Annotated in this window: 15 protein-coding genes and 2 rRNA genes; 3 read left to right on the top strand and 14 right to left on the bottom strand. The window is 70.6% G+C overall.

Annotation, left to right across the window (positions count from 1 at the left end):
- Positions 1 to 106 precede the first annotated feature (106 nt).
- From recN to VH112_09230, 5 genes are all read right to left on the bottom strand, one after another.
- Complete coding sequence (gene recN, locus VH112_09210) at positions 107 to 1,726, bottom strand: DNA repair protein RecN (protein ID HEX4540412.1); 1,620 nt, start codon at positions 1,724 to 1,726, stop codon at positions 107 to 109.
- Positions 1,726 to 2,595: an NAD(+)/NADH kinase gene (locus VH112_09215; protein HEX4540413.1), complete on the bottom strand. Its 870-nt coding sequence runs from the start codon at positions 2,593 to 2,595 to the stop codon at positions 1,726 to 1,728. Before VH112_09215 ends, recN begins: the two co-directional genes overlap by 1 nt.
- Positions 2,595 to 3,257, bottom strand: a complete 663-nt coding sequence (locus tag VH112_09220) for an SAM-dependent methyltransferase (protein HEX4540414.1) — start codon at positions 3,255 to 3,257, stop codon at positions 2,595 to 2,597. The genes VH112_09215 and VH112_09220 overlap by 1 nt, the downstream gene beginning before the upstream one ends.
- A gap of 185 nt (positions 3,258 to 3,442) precedes the next feature.
- Positions 3,443 to 3,976 (bottom strand): phasin family protein, encoded by a 534-nt coding sequence (locus VH112_09225; protein ID HEX4540415.1) that lies wholly within the window; start codon positions 3,974 to 3,976, stop codon positions 3,443 to 3,445.
- A 16-nt stretch (positions 3,977 to 3,992) separates the two neighbouring features.
- Entirely contained in the window at positions 3,993 to 4,820 is an 828-nt protein-coding gene (locus VH112_09230) for an HAD-IIA family hydrolase (protein HEX4540416.1), read from the bottom strand.
- Between the two features lie 50 nt (positions 4,821 to 4,870).
- Here VH112_09230 and VH112_09235 point away from each other — a divergent pair, with 50 nt between their 5' ends.
- Positions 4,871 to 6,097 (top strand): DUF1015 domain-containing protein, encoded by a 1,227-nt coding sequence (locus tag VH112_09235; GenBank protein HEX4540417.1) that lies wholly within the window; start codon positions 4,871 to 4,873, stop codon positions 6,095 to 6,097.
- Positions 6,098 to 6,123: 26 nt separating this feature from the next.
- Here the strand turns inward: VH112_09235 and VH112_09240 are convergent, their stop codons facing one another.
- From VH112_09240 to VH112_09260, 5 genes are all read right to left on the bottom strand, one after another.
- Positions 6,124 to 7,146: a 2-oxoacid:ferredoxin oxidoreductase subunit beta gene (locus tag VH112_09240; GenBank protein HEX4540418.1), complete on the bottom strand. Its 1,023-nt coding sequence runs from the start codon at positions 7,144 to 7,146 to the stop codon at positions 6,124 to 6,126.
- Positions 7,143 to 9,050: a 2-oxoacid:acceptor oxidoreductase subunit alpha gene (locus VH112_09245; GenBank protein ID HEX4540419.1), complete on the bottom strand. Its 1,908-nt coding sequence runs from the start codon at positions 9,048 to 9,050 to the stop codon at positions 7,143 to 7,145. Before VH112_09245 ends, VH112_09240 begins: the two co-directional genes overlap by 4 nt.
- Positions 9,051 to 9,187: 137 nt before the next feature.
- On the bottom strand, positions 9,188 to 10,237 hold the full coding sequence (locus VH112_09250; GenBank protein ID HEX4540420.1) for a class I fructose-bisphosphate aldolase: 1,050 nt from the start codon (positions 10,235 to 10,237) through the stop codon (positions 9,188 to 9,190).
- An 82-nt stretch (positions 10,238 to 10,319) separates the two neighbouring features.
- Complete coding sequence (locus VH112_09255; protein HEX4540421.1) at positions 10,320 to 10,790, bottom strand: single-stranded DNA-binding protein; 471 nt, start codon at positions 10,788 to 10,790, stop codon at positions 10,320 to 10,322.
- A gap of 64 nt (positions 10,791 to 10,854) precedes the next feature.
- Positions 10,855 to 12,363 carry a tetratricopeptide repeat protein gene (locus VH112_09260; protein ID HEX4540422.1) on the bottom strand — a complete coding sequence of 503 codons (1,509 nt, stop codon included), beginning with the start codon at positions 12,361 to 12,363 and terminating at the stop codon, positions 10,855 to 10,857.
- Here VH112_09260 and VH112_09265 point away from each other — a divergent pair.
- Positions 12,275 to 12,631 (top strand): hypothetical protein, encoded by a 357-nt coding sequence (locus tag VH112_09265; protein ID HEX4540423.1) that lies wholly within the window; start codon positions 12,275 to 12,277, stop codon positions 12,629 to 12,631. The genes VH112_09260 and VH112_09265 overlap by 89 nt on opposite strands.
- A 29-nt stretch (positions 12,632 to 12,660) precedes the next feature.
- On the opposite strand, the gene VH112_09270 is transcribed toward VH112_09265, so the two are convergent.
- Together VH112_09270 and VH112_09275 are read right to left on the bottom strand one after the other, a co-directional pair.
- Positions 12,661 to 13,098, bottom strand: coding sequence for a hypothetical protein (locus VH112_09270; GenBank protein ID HEX4540424.1), 438 nt, complete (start codon positions 13,096 to 13,098; stop codon positions 12,661 to 12,663).
- Between the two features lie 77 nt (positions 13,099 to 13,175).
- Complete coding sequence (locus tag VH112_09275; protein ID HEX4540425.1) at positions 13,176 to 13,511, bottom strand: hypothetical protein; 336 nt, start codon at positions 13,509 to 13,511, stop codon at positions 13,176 to 13,178.
- Between the two features lie 136 nt (positions 13,512 to 13,647).
- On the opposite strand from VH112_09275, the gene VH112_09280 reads away from it, so the two are divergent.
- Positions 13,648 to 14,484: an LLM class flavin-dependent oxidoreductase gene (locus tag VH112_09280; GenBank protein ID HEX4540426.1), complete on the top strand. Its 837-nt coding sequence runs from the start codon at positions 13,648 to 13,650 to the stop codon at positions 14,482 to 14,484.
- 101 nt (positions 14,485 to 14,585) lie between these two features.
- Here the strand turns inward: VH112_09280 and rrf are convergent.
- Both rrf and VH112_09290 read right to left on the bottom strand, forming a co-directional pair.
- Positions 14,586 to 14,702 (bottom strand): 5S ribosomal RNA (rrf, locus tag VH112_09285).
- An 87-nt stretch (positions 14,703 to 14,789) separates the two neighbouring features.
- Positions 14,790 to 15,288, bottom strand: a 23S ribosomal RNA gene (locus tag VH112_09290); the annotation flags it as partial.

Genomic DNA, 15,288 nt, shown 5'->3' on the forward strand with positions numbered 1-15,288 from the left:
CCCCACCTCGACGGCCTAGAAGGCGATGCCGCTGGGCTGGACAGCAGCCTGATCCAGGGCGGCGGATGGTCACGCTGTTCCACATTTCGTCGAAGCCGTGGGATGTCTAGCGGCCCCGCTCGCGGGCCGCGGCCGTCAGCAGCTCCTCGGCGTGATGCCTCCCGGTGGCGCTCTCGGGCAGCCCAGAGAGCATGCGGGACAGCTCGACGACCCGGCCGGCGTCGTCCAGCGGCGCGACCTCCGCCACCGTCCGGCCGCCCCGCTCCCGCTTGCGCACGGCGACCTGGTGGTCGGCGAAGGCCGCCACCTGGGGGAGGTGGGTGACGACGAGCACCTGGTGATGGCCGCCGAGGGAAGCCAGCGCCCGCCCGACGGCGAGCGCCGCCTCGCCGCCGACGCCGGCGTCGACCTCGTCGAAGACCAGCGTCGGGGGCGCCTCCGACAGGACCAGGCGCGTTGCCAGCATGGCCCGGGAGAGCTCGCCCCCCGAGGCCACCTTGGCCAGCGGCAGCGCCGGCTCCCCGGGGTTGGCGCCCAGCAGGAAGGTGACCTCGTCGCCCGGATCGGCGCTGCCGACCATCACCTCCAGCCGGGCGCGGGGCAGGGCGAGGTCGCGCAGGTTGGTCTGCACGGCACGGGCGAAACGGGGTGCGGCGGCCCGGCGGCCGGCGCCGACGACCCCTTCGGCCGCGGCGAGCGCCGCCCGAGCTCCCTCTCGCTCCGCTTCCAGGGCGGCCACCCGCTCCACGTGCGACTCGAGCTCGGCGCGCCGGGACCGTGCCGCCTCGGCGAAGGCGATGACGTCGGCGAGGGTGTCACCGTATTTTCGTCGCAGCCCGGCGAGCAGCTGACGCCGGTCGCGCACGGCAGCCAGTCGCGCCGGGTCGTCCTCCAGATGCTCGTGAGCCTGGCGGAGCTCGGTGGCGGCGTCGGCGAGCTCGGCCTCGAGCGACCGCAGGCGGGCCTCCACGTCGGCCAGGGGCGCCCGTCCGGCGACGGAGCCGACGGCCACGCCGAGCGCCTCGACGGCACCCGCGGTGCCACCGCGCGGCGGCGCCCCGGTGCCGTCGCCCCGGAGGGCAGCCAGCGCCGTCGCCGCGGCTTCGCGGTGAGCCGTGGCACCAGCCAGGGCCTCCTCCTCGCGTGCCAGGATCACGTCCTCGTCGGGATCGCCGAGCGCGGCACCGTCCAGCTCCTCCAGCTGGAACCCCAGCAGGTCGAGCTCGTGTGCCCGTGACCGGGCATCACCACCCAGCCCGCCCAGGCTCTCGTCGATCGACACCAGGCGAGCCCGCGCCTCGTCCACCGGCGCGTGGTCCACACCACCGAAGGCGTCCAGCGCGCCGCGCTGCGCGGCCTGGGCCAGCAGCGACTGGTGGGCGTGCTGGCCGTGCAGATCGACGAGCGCGGCCCCAGTCTCGGCCAGGACCGAGGCGGGGACCATTCGGGTGTCGAGCCACCCCCGCGACCGACCGCTCACCGGGACCGATCGGGCCAACACCAGCTCTTCGCCGCTGCTCTCGAAGCGACCCTCGACCACCGCCTCGTCGGCACCGGGTCGCACGAGGAGCGGGTCGGCCCGCCCGCCTACGAGCAGCTCCAGCGCCTCGACGAGCAGCGTCTTGCCGGCCCCCGTCTCGCCCGTGAGGGCGGTCATTCCCGGGCCGAGGACGACGTTGAGCCGCTCGATGACTCCCAGGTCGCGCACGCCGAGCTCGATGAGCATCAGCGGTCCGTGAGGTTGAACTTGGCCTTGAGGATCGAGTGGAAGTCGCGCCTGCCGAAGGTGACCAGCCGCGCCGGGTGAGGGCCGGCCCGGCACACGACGGCGTCACCGGGCTCGAGGTGCTCGACGCACGAGCCGTCGACCACGAGCACGGCCGAGCTTCCGGAGAGCAGCTCGAGGCGGAACGTCTCGCTCGGCCCCAGCACCAGGGGCCGGTCGAACAGCATGTGCGGCGAGACCGGCGTCACGATGATGGCACGCAGGTGTGGCGACACGATCGGGCCGCGCGCCGAGAGGTTGTAGGCGGTGGACCCGGTCGGCGTGGCCACCAGAATGCCGTCGGCAGCGTAGGTGAGGAAGGGTCGATCGGCGATGCTGGCCGCCAGCCGGACCGCGTACCCGGGCGGCACGGGCTTCTCCACGACCATCTCGTTGAGGGCCACCAGTGACCGCGTGGGTGGGACGCGTCGGTCCTCGTCGTCGGCGGCCGACGCCGCCCGGTGCACGACCACCTGGAGCGTCATTCGCTCCTCGACGCCGTAGTCGCCGGCCAGAAAGCGCTCGAGGGCTGCTTGCAGGCCCGCCGGCTCGACCTCGGTGAGGTAGCCCAGATGGCCCAGGTTCACTCCGAGGACGGGCACCCCCGCTGGAGATGCCAGCTCGACCGCGCGCAGCATGGTGCCGTCGCCGCCGAAGCTGACCGCCAGCTCGATGTCGTCGTCGGTCGCGGTGTCGGCCACGAACGGCTCGGCGTGGCCTTCGGCAACCCGCACCTGATGGCCCCTCTCCCGCAGCCAGGTGCCCACGCGACCGGCGAGCGCCACCGCTTCGGGCCGCTCGGGATGGATCACGAAGGCGACGTTGGCCATCACCCTTCTCCGGTGCGGCTGGCGGCCTGGGCGACGACTGCTGCGAGGTCGAGCCGGGGCTCGCCCGGGTCCGGGGGTCCGGACGACCCATCGGGACGGGCGTGGGCGCGGGCGTGCACGAGGAACTCGACGTTGCCACGGGCGCCGGTGAGCGGGGACACCATGGCCCCCATCATCGCGGCTCGGGCGCGACGAAAGGAGGAGCAGACCTCATCCAGGACCCTCGCCCACACCCGCGGGTCTCTCACCACGCCCTTCCCCCGGCTGGCTTCGGCGCGGCCGGCCTCGAACTGGGGCTTGACCAGCGCCACCACGTCGGCGTCCGCCGCGGCCAGCGCTCCGAGCAGCACCGGGGCCACCGTTCGCAGCGAGATGAACGACAGGTCGGCGACGACCACAGGAAAGGGGACCCCGCCCACCTGGTCCAGCCCGAGACTGCGCACGTTGGTGCGCTCCAGGACCATCACCCGCGGATCGCGCCGCAGCCGCTCGTCGAGCTGGCCCCGGCCCACGTCCACCGCCACGACCTCGGCGGCGCCCCGACTCAGCAGGCAGTCGACGAACCCCCCGGTCGACGACCCGGCGTCGAGGGCCCTGCGGCCGCGCACGTCGATCCCGAAGGACTGCAGGGCGGCGTCGAGCTTCTCGCCCCCGCGACTCACGAACGGCGGCGGGGGCCCGAGGAGCTCGATCGGCTCACCGGCCTAGACCAACCGCGCCGGCTTGACGGCCAAGGCACCGCCCACGATCACCTGACGACCGGCGATGGCGGCTCGGGCCCGGTCCCTGGTGGGCGACAGACCCCGACGGACAAGCTCTGCGTCGAGCCGGCGGCGGATCGGCTGGCTCAGGAACCTGCCTTCTTGGTCGTCTTCTTGGCCGTGGAGGCTCGCTTGGCGGGCGACTTCTTGGTCGCGGCCTTCGTGGCCGGCGCCTTCTTGGCTCTGGCGGCGGGAGCCTTCGTGGCCGTCGACTTCTTCGTCGTCTTCTTGGTCGCCTTCTTAGTCGTCTTCTTCGCCGGACCCTTCCGAGCCGCCGCCGGCGTCCGCGGCGTCAATCGGGTGACAAGACGCGAGACGTCGTCCCTCGTGACCAGGCTCATGGACGACAGCTGGCGAGAGACCTCGTCCCGAATGAGATCGAGGAGCGCCTCGGTGTTCTTCCGGCTGCGGTCGAGCACGTCGTCGACCCAACCCTGGGCCTGCTCCCGCTGCAGATCACCCAGGCGGACGAGCTCCCGCATCAGCTCCTCGGCTCGCTCCCTCGTGACGTGCGTGAATGACGCGCCCAGGTCGAGATAGCGACGAAACACTTCGTTTTGCTCCATGGAGCACACGCTATATGCGCCGACGCCCGCTGCATATAGCCAAATCGGCAGCAGGCGATGGAGCGACCGCTCAGTCTCCGCCCATGGAGGGAAACTGCTGTCCGGTGCGCCCCCGCGCCGCCACCGATCCCGGCTCGGCGTTGGTGACCCCGCCCGAGAGCTCGTCGGTCACGAGCGAAGCCAGATCCGCTGCCTCGGTGTCGGGAGCCGGATCGAGGCGGCCGTGGTTCGGGTCAGTGACCCCGCTCAGCACAAGTGCGAAGCGCGCTCCCAGTCGCCGGGCCAGCTTGCCGTCGGTGGAAGGGCGGTCGCCGACCACGACATCGACGGCGCCGAACCGTTCCCGCAGCAGGGACACGATCGGATCGTTCGGCTTGCCGGCCACCGTCGGGGTGGCGCCCGATGCATAGGCGACGGCCGCGAGTAGCGCTCCAGCACCCGGCAGCGGTCCGTGCGGCGTCGGATACGTGGCGTCGTCGTTGGTGGCGATGAGCCGCGCCCCGCCCAGGACGGCCGATACGGCCGCCGAGAGACCGGTGAAGTCGAACTCCCGGTGGAAGCCCACGACCACGGCGTCGCACCGTCCCGAGCGCACGGCCCGCACGCCCCGACGGGCCAGCGACTCCTCGACACCGGCGCCGGCGAACACCAGGGCCGTTGATCCGGGCTCGAGGAGCGAGGTCGCCGCCTCGGCCGAGGTGAGGACGTCGGATCGATTCACAGGGATGCCCATCTTGGTCAGCCTGGCCACGTAGTCGGTCACGCTGTGGGCCGAGTTGTTGGTCAGGAACACGACACGGTTCCCGTCGGCCCGCAGCCGGGAGACGGCGCCCGCGGCGCCAGGTATCGCGGTGTCGCCCAGCCAGACGACACCATCGAGGTCCAGAAGCCACACCATGGCGACATCCTCGCGCGGCCGGTGCCGCTTCGGTGTGCTACGCAGGTCCGGTGCCCCGCTTCGAGCCATTCCCCGGGCTGCGCTACCGACTGGACGCTCTCCACCGGCGCGGCGTGTCGCTCGACGACGTCATCGCCCCCCCGTACGACGTGATCGACGCCGCCGAGCGCGAGGCCCTCGCCGGGCGCAGCCCCTACAACGCAGTTCACGTCGAGCTTCCCGCCGACGACCCCGACCGCCACCTCGATCGGTACCAGGCGGCGCGTCACCTCCTCGACGCCTGGCGGTCCGAGGAGGTCATCGCCGAGGACGACGAGCCGTCGTTCTACCGCTACCAGATGAGCTATCGGGACGAGCACGGCGCATCCCGCCGGACATCGGGCGTCATCGGCGCGCTGGGCCTCCCCAGCTCCGGCGAGGCAGACGTCCTGCCCCACGAGCGGACCATGCCCAAGCCCAAGGGTGACCGTCTCCAGCTGCTCCGCGAGTGCAGGGCCAATCTGTCGCCAGTGTGGGGTCTGGCCCTGGCCCGAGGCCTGAGCCAGGCCGCGAACAGCCCGGAACCACCGGTTGCCAGCGCGACCGACGGCGACGGCGTCGAGCACCGGCTGTGGCGGATCACCGAGCGAGGCGGGATCGAGGCAGTAAAAGCCTCGGTGACGTCAGCGCCCGTGGTCATTGCCGACGGCCACCACCGGTTCGAGACGGCGCTGGCCTACCGAGAGGAGCGCCGGGCGGCCACGGGGGGACAGCCCGGCGACTACGACATGGTCATGGCGCTCGTGGTCGAGCTGGCCGAGGACCAGCTCGTCGTGCGCCCCATCCATCGCCTCCTCACGGGGCTACCGGATGGCTTCGACCTGCCGGAGGCGTTCGGCTCCCGCTTCTACGTCTCGCACCTCGACCACCCCGCCCCCCGACGGCTGGCCTCGGAGATCGCCGCCGAGGCCGCCATGGGCCTGGTCACGAAGGCCGGTACGTGGCTGCTCCGGCCTCGACCGGAGACCGTCGCCGCCGCCGGGATCGACGTCGACTCCGGCCTTCTCGACGTCGCCCTGGCGGAGCTTCCGACCCACGACGTGACCTACGAGCCCAGCTGGGATCGGGCCGTCGACGCCGTCGAGCGTGGTGCGGCCCAGGCCGCCGTGCTCCTGCGCCCGGCAGATGTGGCCACCATCGCCGAGGCCGCGCACGAGGGCCGGCGGATGCCCCCGAAGACGACGTTCTTCCACCCCAAGCCCCGCACGGGGATGGTCTTCCGGCCTGTGCGGGACTGAGTCCCGGCCCGACCTCCCGGGCCGGCCTACTCGACGGTCCAGGTGGACCCGGAACGAAGCAGGGCAGCCAGGTCGCCAGGACCCTGACGCTCCTGGGCGTCGACCAACTGGCGACCGATCTCCGTTCCGAACTCGGGTCGGGCGACGGCCCGGAACACGCCGATCGGCGTCGGCTCGTACGGTCCCCCGGCGAGGCGGGAGAGCGTGAAGGCGAGGCTCGGATCCTCCCTGGCCTCGTCGTGGACGACGAGGGCCTGCTCGCCCACTTCGGCCACGTCGACGAGGCGGGCGCGGCCCTGATCGTCGAGAGCGACCCCACGCTCTCCCTCGCGGCCAAAGCGCACCGGCTGGCCGTGAACGAGCGGGATCAGGTTGGTCGGCCTGGCATCCTTCGCCAGGACCTGGTCGAAGGCGCCGTCGTTGAAGACGTTGCAGTTCTGGTAGATCTCGACGAAGGCCGAGCCCTGGTGGTCGTGGGCCCTGCGGAACGTCTCCATCATGTGCTTGCGGTCCATGTCGTGGGTGCGGGCCACGAAGCTGGCCTCGGCCCCCAGGGCGAGGCTGATGGGGTTGAACGGCGTGTCCAGGGAGCCGAACGGCGTCGACTTGGTGACCTTGCCCACCTCGGAGGTCGGCGAGTACTGACCCTTGGTCAGGCCGTAGATCTGGTTGTTGAACATCAGGATGGTGATGTTCACGTTGCGGCGGAGGGCGTGGATCAGATGGTTGCCGCCGATCGACAGCGAGTCACCGTCGCCCGTGATCACCCAGACGTCCAGGTCCGGCCGGGAGATGGCGAGGCCGGTGGCCAGCGCCGGAGCCCGACCGTGGATGCTGTGCACGCCGTAGGTGTTCATGTAGTAGGGAAAGCGGGCGGCGCAGCCGATGCCCGACACGAAGACCGTCGACTCTCGGCGCACGCCCAGGTCCGGCATGAGCATCTGCATGGCGGTGAGGATCGAGTAGTCGCCGCAACCGGGACACCACCGGACCTCCTGGTCCGAGGACCAATCCTTCTTTGTCGTGGTCGGAACGGACACGTCGGTCATGGGGTGGGGACACCTCCGTTGCCGCTGGTGGGCTCCTCGATGAGCGCCGCGATCGCCGCCTCCAGCTCGCCGGCCCGGAACGGGACGCCCTGGACCTTGGTCACCGACCGGGCATCGACCAGGAACTCCGCCCGCACGAGCCTGCTCAGCTGACCGAGGTTCCCCTCGGGTACCAGCACCTTGGGGTAGCTGGCCAACACCTTGCCGAGATCGGCCGGGAACGGATTGAGGTGGACGAGATGCGCGTGGGCCACGCCCAATCCCCGCGCCCGCACGCGTCGCACGGCGGCGGCGATGGCGCCGTAGGTGGAGCCCCAGCCCAGCACAAGCACGTGGGCGCCGTCCGGATCGTCCACCTCGACTGCGGGGATGTCGTCGGCGATACCGGCCACCTTGGCCGCTCGCAAACGGACCATGCGCTCGTGATTGGCGGGATCGTAGGAGACGTCCCCGCTGCCGTCCTCCTTCTCCAGGCCACCGACGCGGTGCTCGAGACCGGGTGTTCCCGGGATGGCCCACGGTCGGGCCAGCGTCTCCTCGTCTCGCTGGTAGGGCCAGAACGCATGGTTGCCCTCGCCGTCGGTGTGGTTCGGCTCGGTGGCGTAGGGAACGGAGATGTCAGGGAGGTCGTCGACGTCCGGCAGCATCCACGGCTCGGACCCGTTGGCCACGTAGCCGTCCGACAGCAGGAAGACCGGCGTCCGGTACTTCACGGCTATGCGGACAGCCTCGATGACAGCCTCGAAGCAGTGCGACGGCGTCTTGGCCGCCACCACGGGCACCGGAGCCTCGCCGTGGCGTCCGTACATGGCGTGCAGCAGGTCGGCCTGCTCGGTCTTGGTCGGCAGCCCGGTCGACGGGCCGCCCCGCTGGATGTCGATGATCAGCAGGGGGAGCTCGAGGCTGACGGCCAGCCCGATCGTCTCGGACTTGAGATCGATCCCCGGACCGCTCGTGGTGGTCACGCCCAGGCCCCCACCGAACGCCGCTCCGAGAGCGGCGCCGATGCCGGCGATCTCGTCCTCGGCCTGGAGGGTCCGGATCCCGAAGTTCTTGTGCTTCGACAGCTCGTGGAGGATGTCCGACGCGGGAGTGATCGGGTAGGACCCGAGGAGGATCGGAAGCCGGGCCAGCTGGCCGGCGGCGATGAGCCCCCAGGCCAGGGCGGTGTTCCCGGTGACGTTGGTGTACGTACCGGGAGCCAGGGACGCCGGCTTGATCTGGTAGTTGGACTGAAAAAGCTCGGCGGTCTCGCCGAAGTTGTACCCGGCCTTGAAGGCCAGGGTGTTGGCCTGGGCGACGATCGGCGCCCTCTTGCCGAAGCGGGCCTCGATCCAGGCCAGGACGCCTTCGGTCGGGCGGGTGTACATCCACGAGATGAGGCCGAGGGCGAAGAAGTTCTTGCTGCGCTCGGCCTCCCGGGGCTTGGCTCCGGTCTCCTTGCAGGACTCGAGGGTGAGAGAGGTCATCGGTACCTCGAACACCGTGAACCCGTTGAGCGTCCCGTCGGCCAGGGGATTGTCCTTGTACCCCGCCTTGGCCAGCGATCGGTCGTCGAAGGAGTCGGCGTTGACGATCAGCGTCGCGCCGCTGGGGACGTCACTGAGATTCGCCCGCAGGGCCGCCGGGTTCATGGCCACGAGCACGTTCGGCGCGTCCCCCGGCGTGAGGATGTCGTGGTCGGAGATGTGGACCTGGAAGGCCGACACGCCCGCCAGCGTCCCGGCCGGGGCACGGATCTCGGCCGGGAAGTCGGGGAGGGTGGACAGATCGTTGCCCAGGAGGGCGCTGACGGCGGTGAAGCGGTCCCCGGTCAGCTGCATCCCGTCGCCGGAGTCCCCGGCGAAGCGGATGACGACTCGGTCCAGCTCGTGGGTGCGGTCAGTCTCCGCCGTGTCGGCCAACAGGTCTCCGTTCGCTCACATCACTCACGCGGCAATACCACGTTAATTTCCCCGCAACAGCATACCGCGCGGTCTCGCGATATGACGCAGCGTCAGAAATACCAGGCAGCCGGTGAGGTGCGGAGAGCGGGCGGCCGTCAGGCGATCGTGACCGAGCGGTCCAGGAAGACGTCCTGGACGCCGTGGAGCAGGTCGACGCCCTCGGCCATGGGCCGCGAGAACGACTTCCGCCCGACGATGAGGCCGGTACCGCCGGCCCGCTTGTTGATGACGGCCGTGCGCACGGCCTGCGCCAGGTCGCCGGCTCCCTTGGACCCACCACCGGAGTTGATCAGCCCGACCCGACCCATGTAGCAGTTGACGACCTGCCAACGGGTGAGATCGATCGGGTTGTCGGTGGTCAACTCGTCATAGACCAGGGGATCGGTCATGCCGAACTTGAGAACGTTGTAGCCCCCGTTATTCTCCGGCTGCTTCTGCTTGATGATGTCGGCCTCGATCGTCACCCCCATGTGGTTGGCCTGTCCCGTGAGGTCGGCCGACAAGCTGTAGTCGACGCCATCGACCTTGAATGCGGAGTTGCGCAGGTAGCACCAGAGCACGGTGAACATCCCGAGCCGGTGGGCCTCGGCGAAGGCGGCGCTCACCTCCTGGATCTGTCGCGTGCTCTCCTCGGAGCCGAAGTAGATGGTGGCCCCGACGGCCACCGCCCCCAGATCGGCTGCCTGACGGACCGAGCCGAACATCACCTGGTCGTACTTGTTCGGATAGGTCAGCAGCTCATTGTGGTTGAGCTTGACCAGAAACGGGATCCGATGCGCGTAGCGGCGGGCGACGATCCCGAGCCCCCCGAGGGTGGTGGCGATGGCGCTGCATCCGCCCGCGATTGCGAGCTCGCACAGGTTTCGGGGGTCGAAGTAGGGCGGGTGCTTGGAGAAGCTCGCCGCCGCGGAGTGCTCGATCCCCTGGTCGACGGGCAGGATCGACAGGTAGCCGGTGCCACCCAGCCGGCCGTGGTTGTAGACCGACGCCAGATTGCGGATGACGGCGATGGGCCGATCCGAATCCAGCATGACCCGGTCGATGTAATCGGGGCCGGGAAGGACGAGCTCGTCCTTGGGAATCGCCTTGGCCTGGTGGTTGAGCAGCGAATCGGCCTCGTCACCGAGCAGCTGTTGGAGATCCACGGTGCGCTCCTTGCCTTGGCGTCGCCCTTCCCGGCACTGACCGCCCGAGCCGTGTACGGCTGCTCGGGTCAACCAACCCAGCCTATCGGGGACGCCCCACAGTCGCCGAGCCGGCGGGCTCGGATCGGCGCGGTCCGCGTCGTGCGTTCGACCGGCCCCGCGTGGGCTGGTCGAGCTCGCCGGCGGCCGTCTCGAGGCGTCTCCTCGCCGCCGCCAGCGCCGTCTGGGCCGACTTGACCCGGCGGGTAGGCACGACCGTGTCCGCAACCACCTCGGTCCGGCTCTGGGTCGATCCCCCAGCCCGAAAGAAGCGACGGCGGACCCGACCCACCACGACCACCGCCTCCTCGATGTCGAGCGTGGCCGCCGATGCCGGGGCATCGAACCACACGACAGGGACGGTCTCGGCCCGATCTCCGGTCCTGTCCACCGTCACCTGAACAGCGACCAGCCGTTCACCGGAGGGAAGCACCCGCTGCTCGGCGGGCCGGCTGAGCCGGCCGGCGACGACCACCACGTTCCACGCACACATGTCCCACTCCCGTTTGTCCATCGTCTCGACGCAGGGGGAAGTGCGTGGTGAAGCTGTGGCGCACGCTATGTGCCGGGTGTGACACTCAGCCCAGCGCGGCGAGCCGTTCGGCGGCGTCCGACAGCTGGGCGTCGTGCCGCAGCACCCGGCGGAACAGCTCTCTTGCCCGGGGGAGGTCGCCGGATCGCTCGTACAGGTCGGCCAGGGCGTACCACTGTCGGACGTGATGGGGCCGCGGGCGCCGGACGTCCTGGCCCGCGCGCCCCAGCAGGGCGAGCGCCCCTCGGATGTCGCCTCGGTCGGCGCGCGCGCCGGCCACGACCAGGCGACCCTCGGCCACCACGTCGGCACTGGGGGAGGCCTGGCGGAGCTCGTCCCAGACCTCGTCCACCGCCCGGACGTGGCCCAGCGCCCGGTGGCAGTCCGCCAGCACCGGATACTGGTCGTAGGAGCCGGTGAGCCGGTGGTAGGCGTCGAGCTGTCGGATGGCGGCGCTCCAACGCCCTTGGCGGTAGAGGGTCAGGCCGTAGAGCTCGCGAACCGAGGGCGACTGGGGAGCCGTGCTGACCAGGCTGCGCAGGATGCGGGCCGCATCCACGTACCGGTCACGTTCGTAGGCAGCCGCGGCTTCCGAGAGACGCTGCTGCAATCGTCTGGTCTCGGTCCGCCCCGACCCCGAGAGCTCCTCGAGGACCGGGGCGGGCAGCCGGCCCGAGCGCGGCGGCCGAGATCGTCGGGCGGAGGGTCGCTGTGTGACCTCAGCGACATCAGGTTCGCGCACCCAGGTCTCCGGCTCCCACGGTGGGGGTGGACCCGGTTCCTTCCACTTTCCAGCGCCGCTGGTGCCCCCGCGTTCGTCCCGCCCACCAGGACGGGATGGCCGTGCGGTCTCGTCCACCACCCCAGCGCCCCGTCGAGCCACACTGCCCCAGCCTCGAGGAGTGGGACGGGCCCGCTGCGGCGCCTTCGGCTCGTCCCGCCGGCCCCGGTCGGCTGCCCTGCGGGGTCGCTCCGGCCGTCCTCCCGACGATGGCGGCGGTCCCCCGGTCGAGCGGCGGGCCCGGCCTTGTCGACCGCCGGCGTCCGCCCGCGCTGGGCCCGTGGCGTCGCTGCGCCGCTTGGTCGGACGACCACCGGTGCGGGGCCGGCTGTCGTCACCCTGCTTGTCGCCGGTTCGCCGCTCGCCGGCTCGTCGGTCGCTCGCGCCGGGACGGCCGGGTTCGCTGCGCCGCTTGGTCGGACGACCACCGCTGCGGGGGCGGCCGTCGTCGCCCTGCCTGTCGCCGGTTCGCCGCTCGCCGGTGCGGGGGCGGCCCGAGCGCGGGGGCCCGCCCGATCCGCGCTGCCCCTGGCGAGGGCGACCCGTCGTCGCTGCCCGAGGAGCGTCTCCCGAGCGGCGGCGACCGGAGCCGTCGGACGAGCGAGAAGTGCCTCGCTGAGGGCGCGGCCCACGACCTCCGCTACTGGCGGCGGGGCGCGGTCGTCCTGGGCGCGGAGGCTTGGCCATGATCCGATCGTACCGGCAGGGCCGTCGTCGCTCTTCGGCGCCTCCCGCCGAGATCGCCGATATCCCTGCGGGCATACTGTCCGCCATGGCACGCCCCTGGCTCGTCCCGCCCGCGCCGTTCAACCCCGAGGGCATCGCCTGGGCCATCAAACTCGATGCGAGAGACGACGCCGCGCGGGTGGCCGCGCTCTACGAGTGCACCACCTCGGAGCCGGCGGGAATCGAGCTGGCCGAGTGGGCGGTCCCGCCGGCGATGACCGAAGACGATGCGATCTCCTGGCTTGGCGGTTTCATGCCCGATGCCGACGCCGTGCGGATCAGCCGGGCGATGGTTGCCGCACTGGCCGAGGCCTAGCTCCAGCTGCTGCGCTTCGGAGCCGACCGTCAGGAGTTGACGGCGTCTCGAGAGTCGTCCCGGTAAAGCGCCGTCCGTCGGTAGCGGATGTTCATCCGCCGAACCTGGCTGTTGTAGGCATCGATCAGCCTCGTCCGCTCGGCCTTGTCAGCGCAGTGGCCCAGGCGGTCCTCGAGGCGGCGCCGCATGCGCTCGATCCGCTGACCGTCAGTGAGCACCTCAGGCTCCCGCTCCTTCGGGCGGTAGCGGATCCCATAGTGCCCTCCCTCGATCCGGGTCCCGCCGGCGATCTCGGGGATGTCGAGCTGCTCACGGAGCGCGTACTGGTCGTTCGACTTGTTGACGTGGATGGCGACCACGTTCAGCGCGTGCAGCCCCTGCGCGCTGCACGCGTCCTTCACGCAGTACTCGTATCCCTCGTGGACCCGCTCCTCGGGGATGGTGTCTCCGCAATACCGGCAGTTCAAAGCGACGACCTTCTGGTGTGAATGGGCTGGTGGGTGCCCCAGTTTACCGGCGCGCCAGCCCAGCCCAAGCCGCCGCGTCAGGCCTGCTCGGCCTCTGCGGCGGTGAGCTCCGCGGCGGGGTCGGCCTCCAAGCGGTCGTCGGGAATCGGCTCGCCACTGCGGACGGAGCGACCGTAGGTACCCTCCGCCAGCCTGCGCTCGGCCCGGTCCAGGGCCGCCAAGCGATCGCGCAGACCGCCGGCGACAGCGTCGTCGGTCTCCTCGGCTGTCAGGCGCTCGGCAGGCTCGTCCATCGACACCGACTCGTTGGCCGTCGCCCGGTCCTCCTGCCCGGCGGAGGCCGTCTCGTCCAGGAGGTCCTGCACCCGGGCCCGCTCGGCTTCGAGCAGCTTCCGTGCCCGCTGGTCGTCCATCTGTCCTCCTCGACGCGATCAGAGCGAGACTCAGTCTGGTCGGTGTGCGGGCGGCCGTCGAGAGCAGGCGCACCACCCCGAGGGGTCGGTCGCCGAGTCTTGTCGGCCGGGTATCGAGGCGCCCACAATCCTCGTCATGCGCTACGGACTGTTCGTGCCCGCCTTCGCCGAGCTCGCTGATCCCCGTCGTGTCGCGGCACTTGCACGTACCGCCGAGGAGTCGGGTTGGGAGGGCTTCTACCTGTGGGACCACGTCCTGGGCCGTGACGGGATGGGAGTGGCCGATCCCTGGGTCACGCTGGCGGCGGTGGCGACGGCGACCGAGCGGGTCCGGATCGGCACGCTCGTCACGCCGGTCAGCCGTCGTCGACCGTGGGTGATGGCTCGGCAGGTGAGCACGCTCGATCATCTGTCGGGCGGGAGAGTGGTCGTGGGGATCGGTCTCGGCCACGACGGGTGGCACGAGTTCAGCGCCTTCGGCGAGGTGGTCGACACCGCGGCCCGCGCTCGGCTCCTCGACGAGTCGGTCGACGTGCTGCGCCGGTTGCTCAGCGGCGAGCCTGTACGCCACCACGGCGAGCACCTGACCGTCGACACCGAGCCGTTCATCCCTCGACCGCTACAGGACCCAGTACCGATCTGGGCAGCGTGCCAGTGGCCGAACCGCCGCCCTCTCGCTCGGGCGGCTCGACTGCAGGGCTGCTTCCCGATCTTCCCCGCTCCCATGCCCCCACCTCCGCCCACTCCGACCGAGGTCGCCGAGGTTCGCGGCGAGCTCGACCGTCTCGGTGCGGCGCCGGACATCGACCTCGTCGTCCGCGGCGCGCTCTCCCTCGAAGAGCCCTCTGCCCTCCGACGGCGCACGGCCGACCTGGAGGAAGCGGGCGCCACGTGGATGCTCGAGGGCTTCGCGCCGGGCGAGCCTCCAGCTGCGGTGGTCGAAGAGGTGGTCCGACGAGGGCCGCCGCGTTAGCGCTCGTCCATTTTGTCGTACTTCATGAGCTAGCTACCCGGCCATCGCGGTCCGGACGCGACGAGGCCCCCGCCGTGATGGCGGGGGCCTCTGTCTGAGAGCTCCGGCGGCGACCTACTCTCCCAGGGGGTCGCCCCCCAAGTACCATCGGCGCTGGCGGGCTTAACTTCCGTGTTCGGAATGGGAACGGGTGTGACCCCACCGCTATGGCCACCGGAAACCTGGCTCTTTTCGTGATGCTGCCGGGCGCAAACACGCCCAGCCACCCCTGTGAGCCTTCCATAGCGAGCACGAACATCGGGCTGTTCTCCAAGCCCTCGGCCGATTAGTACCGGTCGGCTGAACACGTTGCCGTGCGTACACCTCCGGCCTATCAACGTGGTCGTCTAGCCACGGGCCTTACCAGGTTAACCCTGTGGGAGATCTCATCTTGGAACGAGCTTCGCACTTAGATGCCTTCAGCGCTTATCCCTTCCGTAGGTCGCTAACCAGCAGTGCCCTTGGCAGGACAACTGGCACACGAGAGCTACGTCCGTCCCGGTCCTCTCGTACTAGGGACAGCCTTCCTCAGATCTCCTACGGCTGCGACGGATAGGGACCGAACTGTCTCACGACGTTCTAAACCCAGCTCGCGTACCGCTTTAATGGGCGAACAGCCCAACCCTTGGGACGTGCTACCGCCCCAGGATGCGATGAGCCGACATCGAGGTGCCAAACCTTCCCGTCGATATGGACTCTTGGGGAAGATGAGCCTGTTATCCCCGGGGTACCTTTTATCCGTTGAGCGACGGCGCTTCCACACGC

Source organism: Acidimicrobiales bacterium (assembly GCA_036270875.1).
Lineage (GTDB): Bacteria > Actinomycetota > Acidimicrobiia > Acidimicrobiales > AC-9 > AC-9.

What these genes read in the sequence shown, in the direction of transcription:
- recN (HEX4540412.1), bottom strand. Translation starts at nt 1,726, where the DNA reads ATGCTCATCGAGCTCGGCGTGCGCGACCTGGGAGTCATCGAGCGGCTC.
- VH112_09215 (HEX4540413.1), bottom strand. Translation starts at nt 2,595, where the DNA reads ATGGCCAACGTCGCCTTCGTGATCCATCCCGAGCGGCCCGAAGCGGTG.
- VH112_09230 (HEX4540416.1), bottom strand. Translation starts at nt 4,820, where the DNA reads ATGGTGTGGCTTCTGGACCTCGATGGTGTCGTCTGGCTGGGCGACACC.
- VH112_09240 (HEX4540418.1), bottom strand. Translation starts at nt 7,146, where the DNA reads ATGACCGACGTGTCCGTTCCGACCACGACAAAGAAGGATTGGTCCTCG.
- VH112_09255 (HEX4540421.1), bottom strand. Translation starts at nt 10,790, where the DNA reads ATGGACAAACGGGAGTGGGACATGTGTGCGTGGAACGTGGTGGTCGTC.
- VH112_09265 (HEX4540423.1), top strand. Translation starts at nt 12,275, where the DNA reads ATGATCCGATCGTACCGGCAGGGCCGTCGTCGCTCTTCGGCGCCTCCC.
- VH112_09260 (HEX4540422.1), bottom strand. Translation starts at nt 12,363, where the DNA reads ATGGCGGACAGTATGCCCGCAGGGATATCGGCGATCTCGGCGGGAGGC.
- VH112_09275 (HEX4540425.1), bottom strand. Translation starts at nt 13,511, where the DNA reads ATGGACGACCAGCGGGCACGGAAGCTGCTCGAAGCCGAGCGGGCCCGG.
- VH112_09280 (HEX4540426.1), top strand. Translation starts at nt 13,648, where the DNA reads ATGCGCTACGGACTGTTCGTGCCCGCCTTCGCCGAGCTCGCTGATCCC.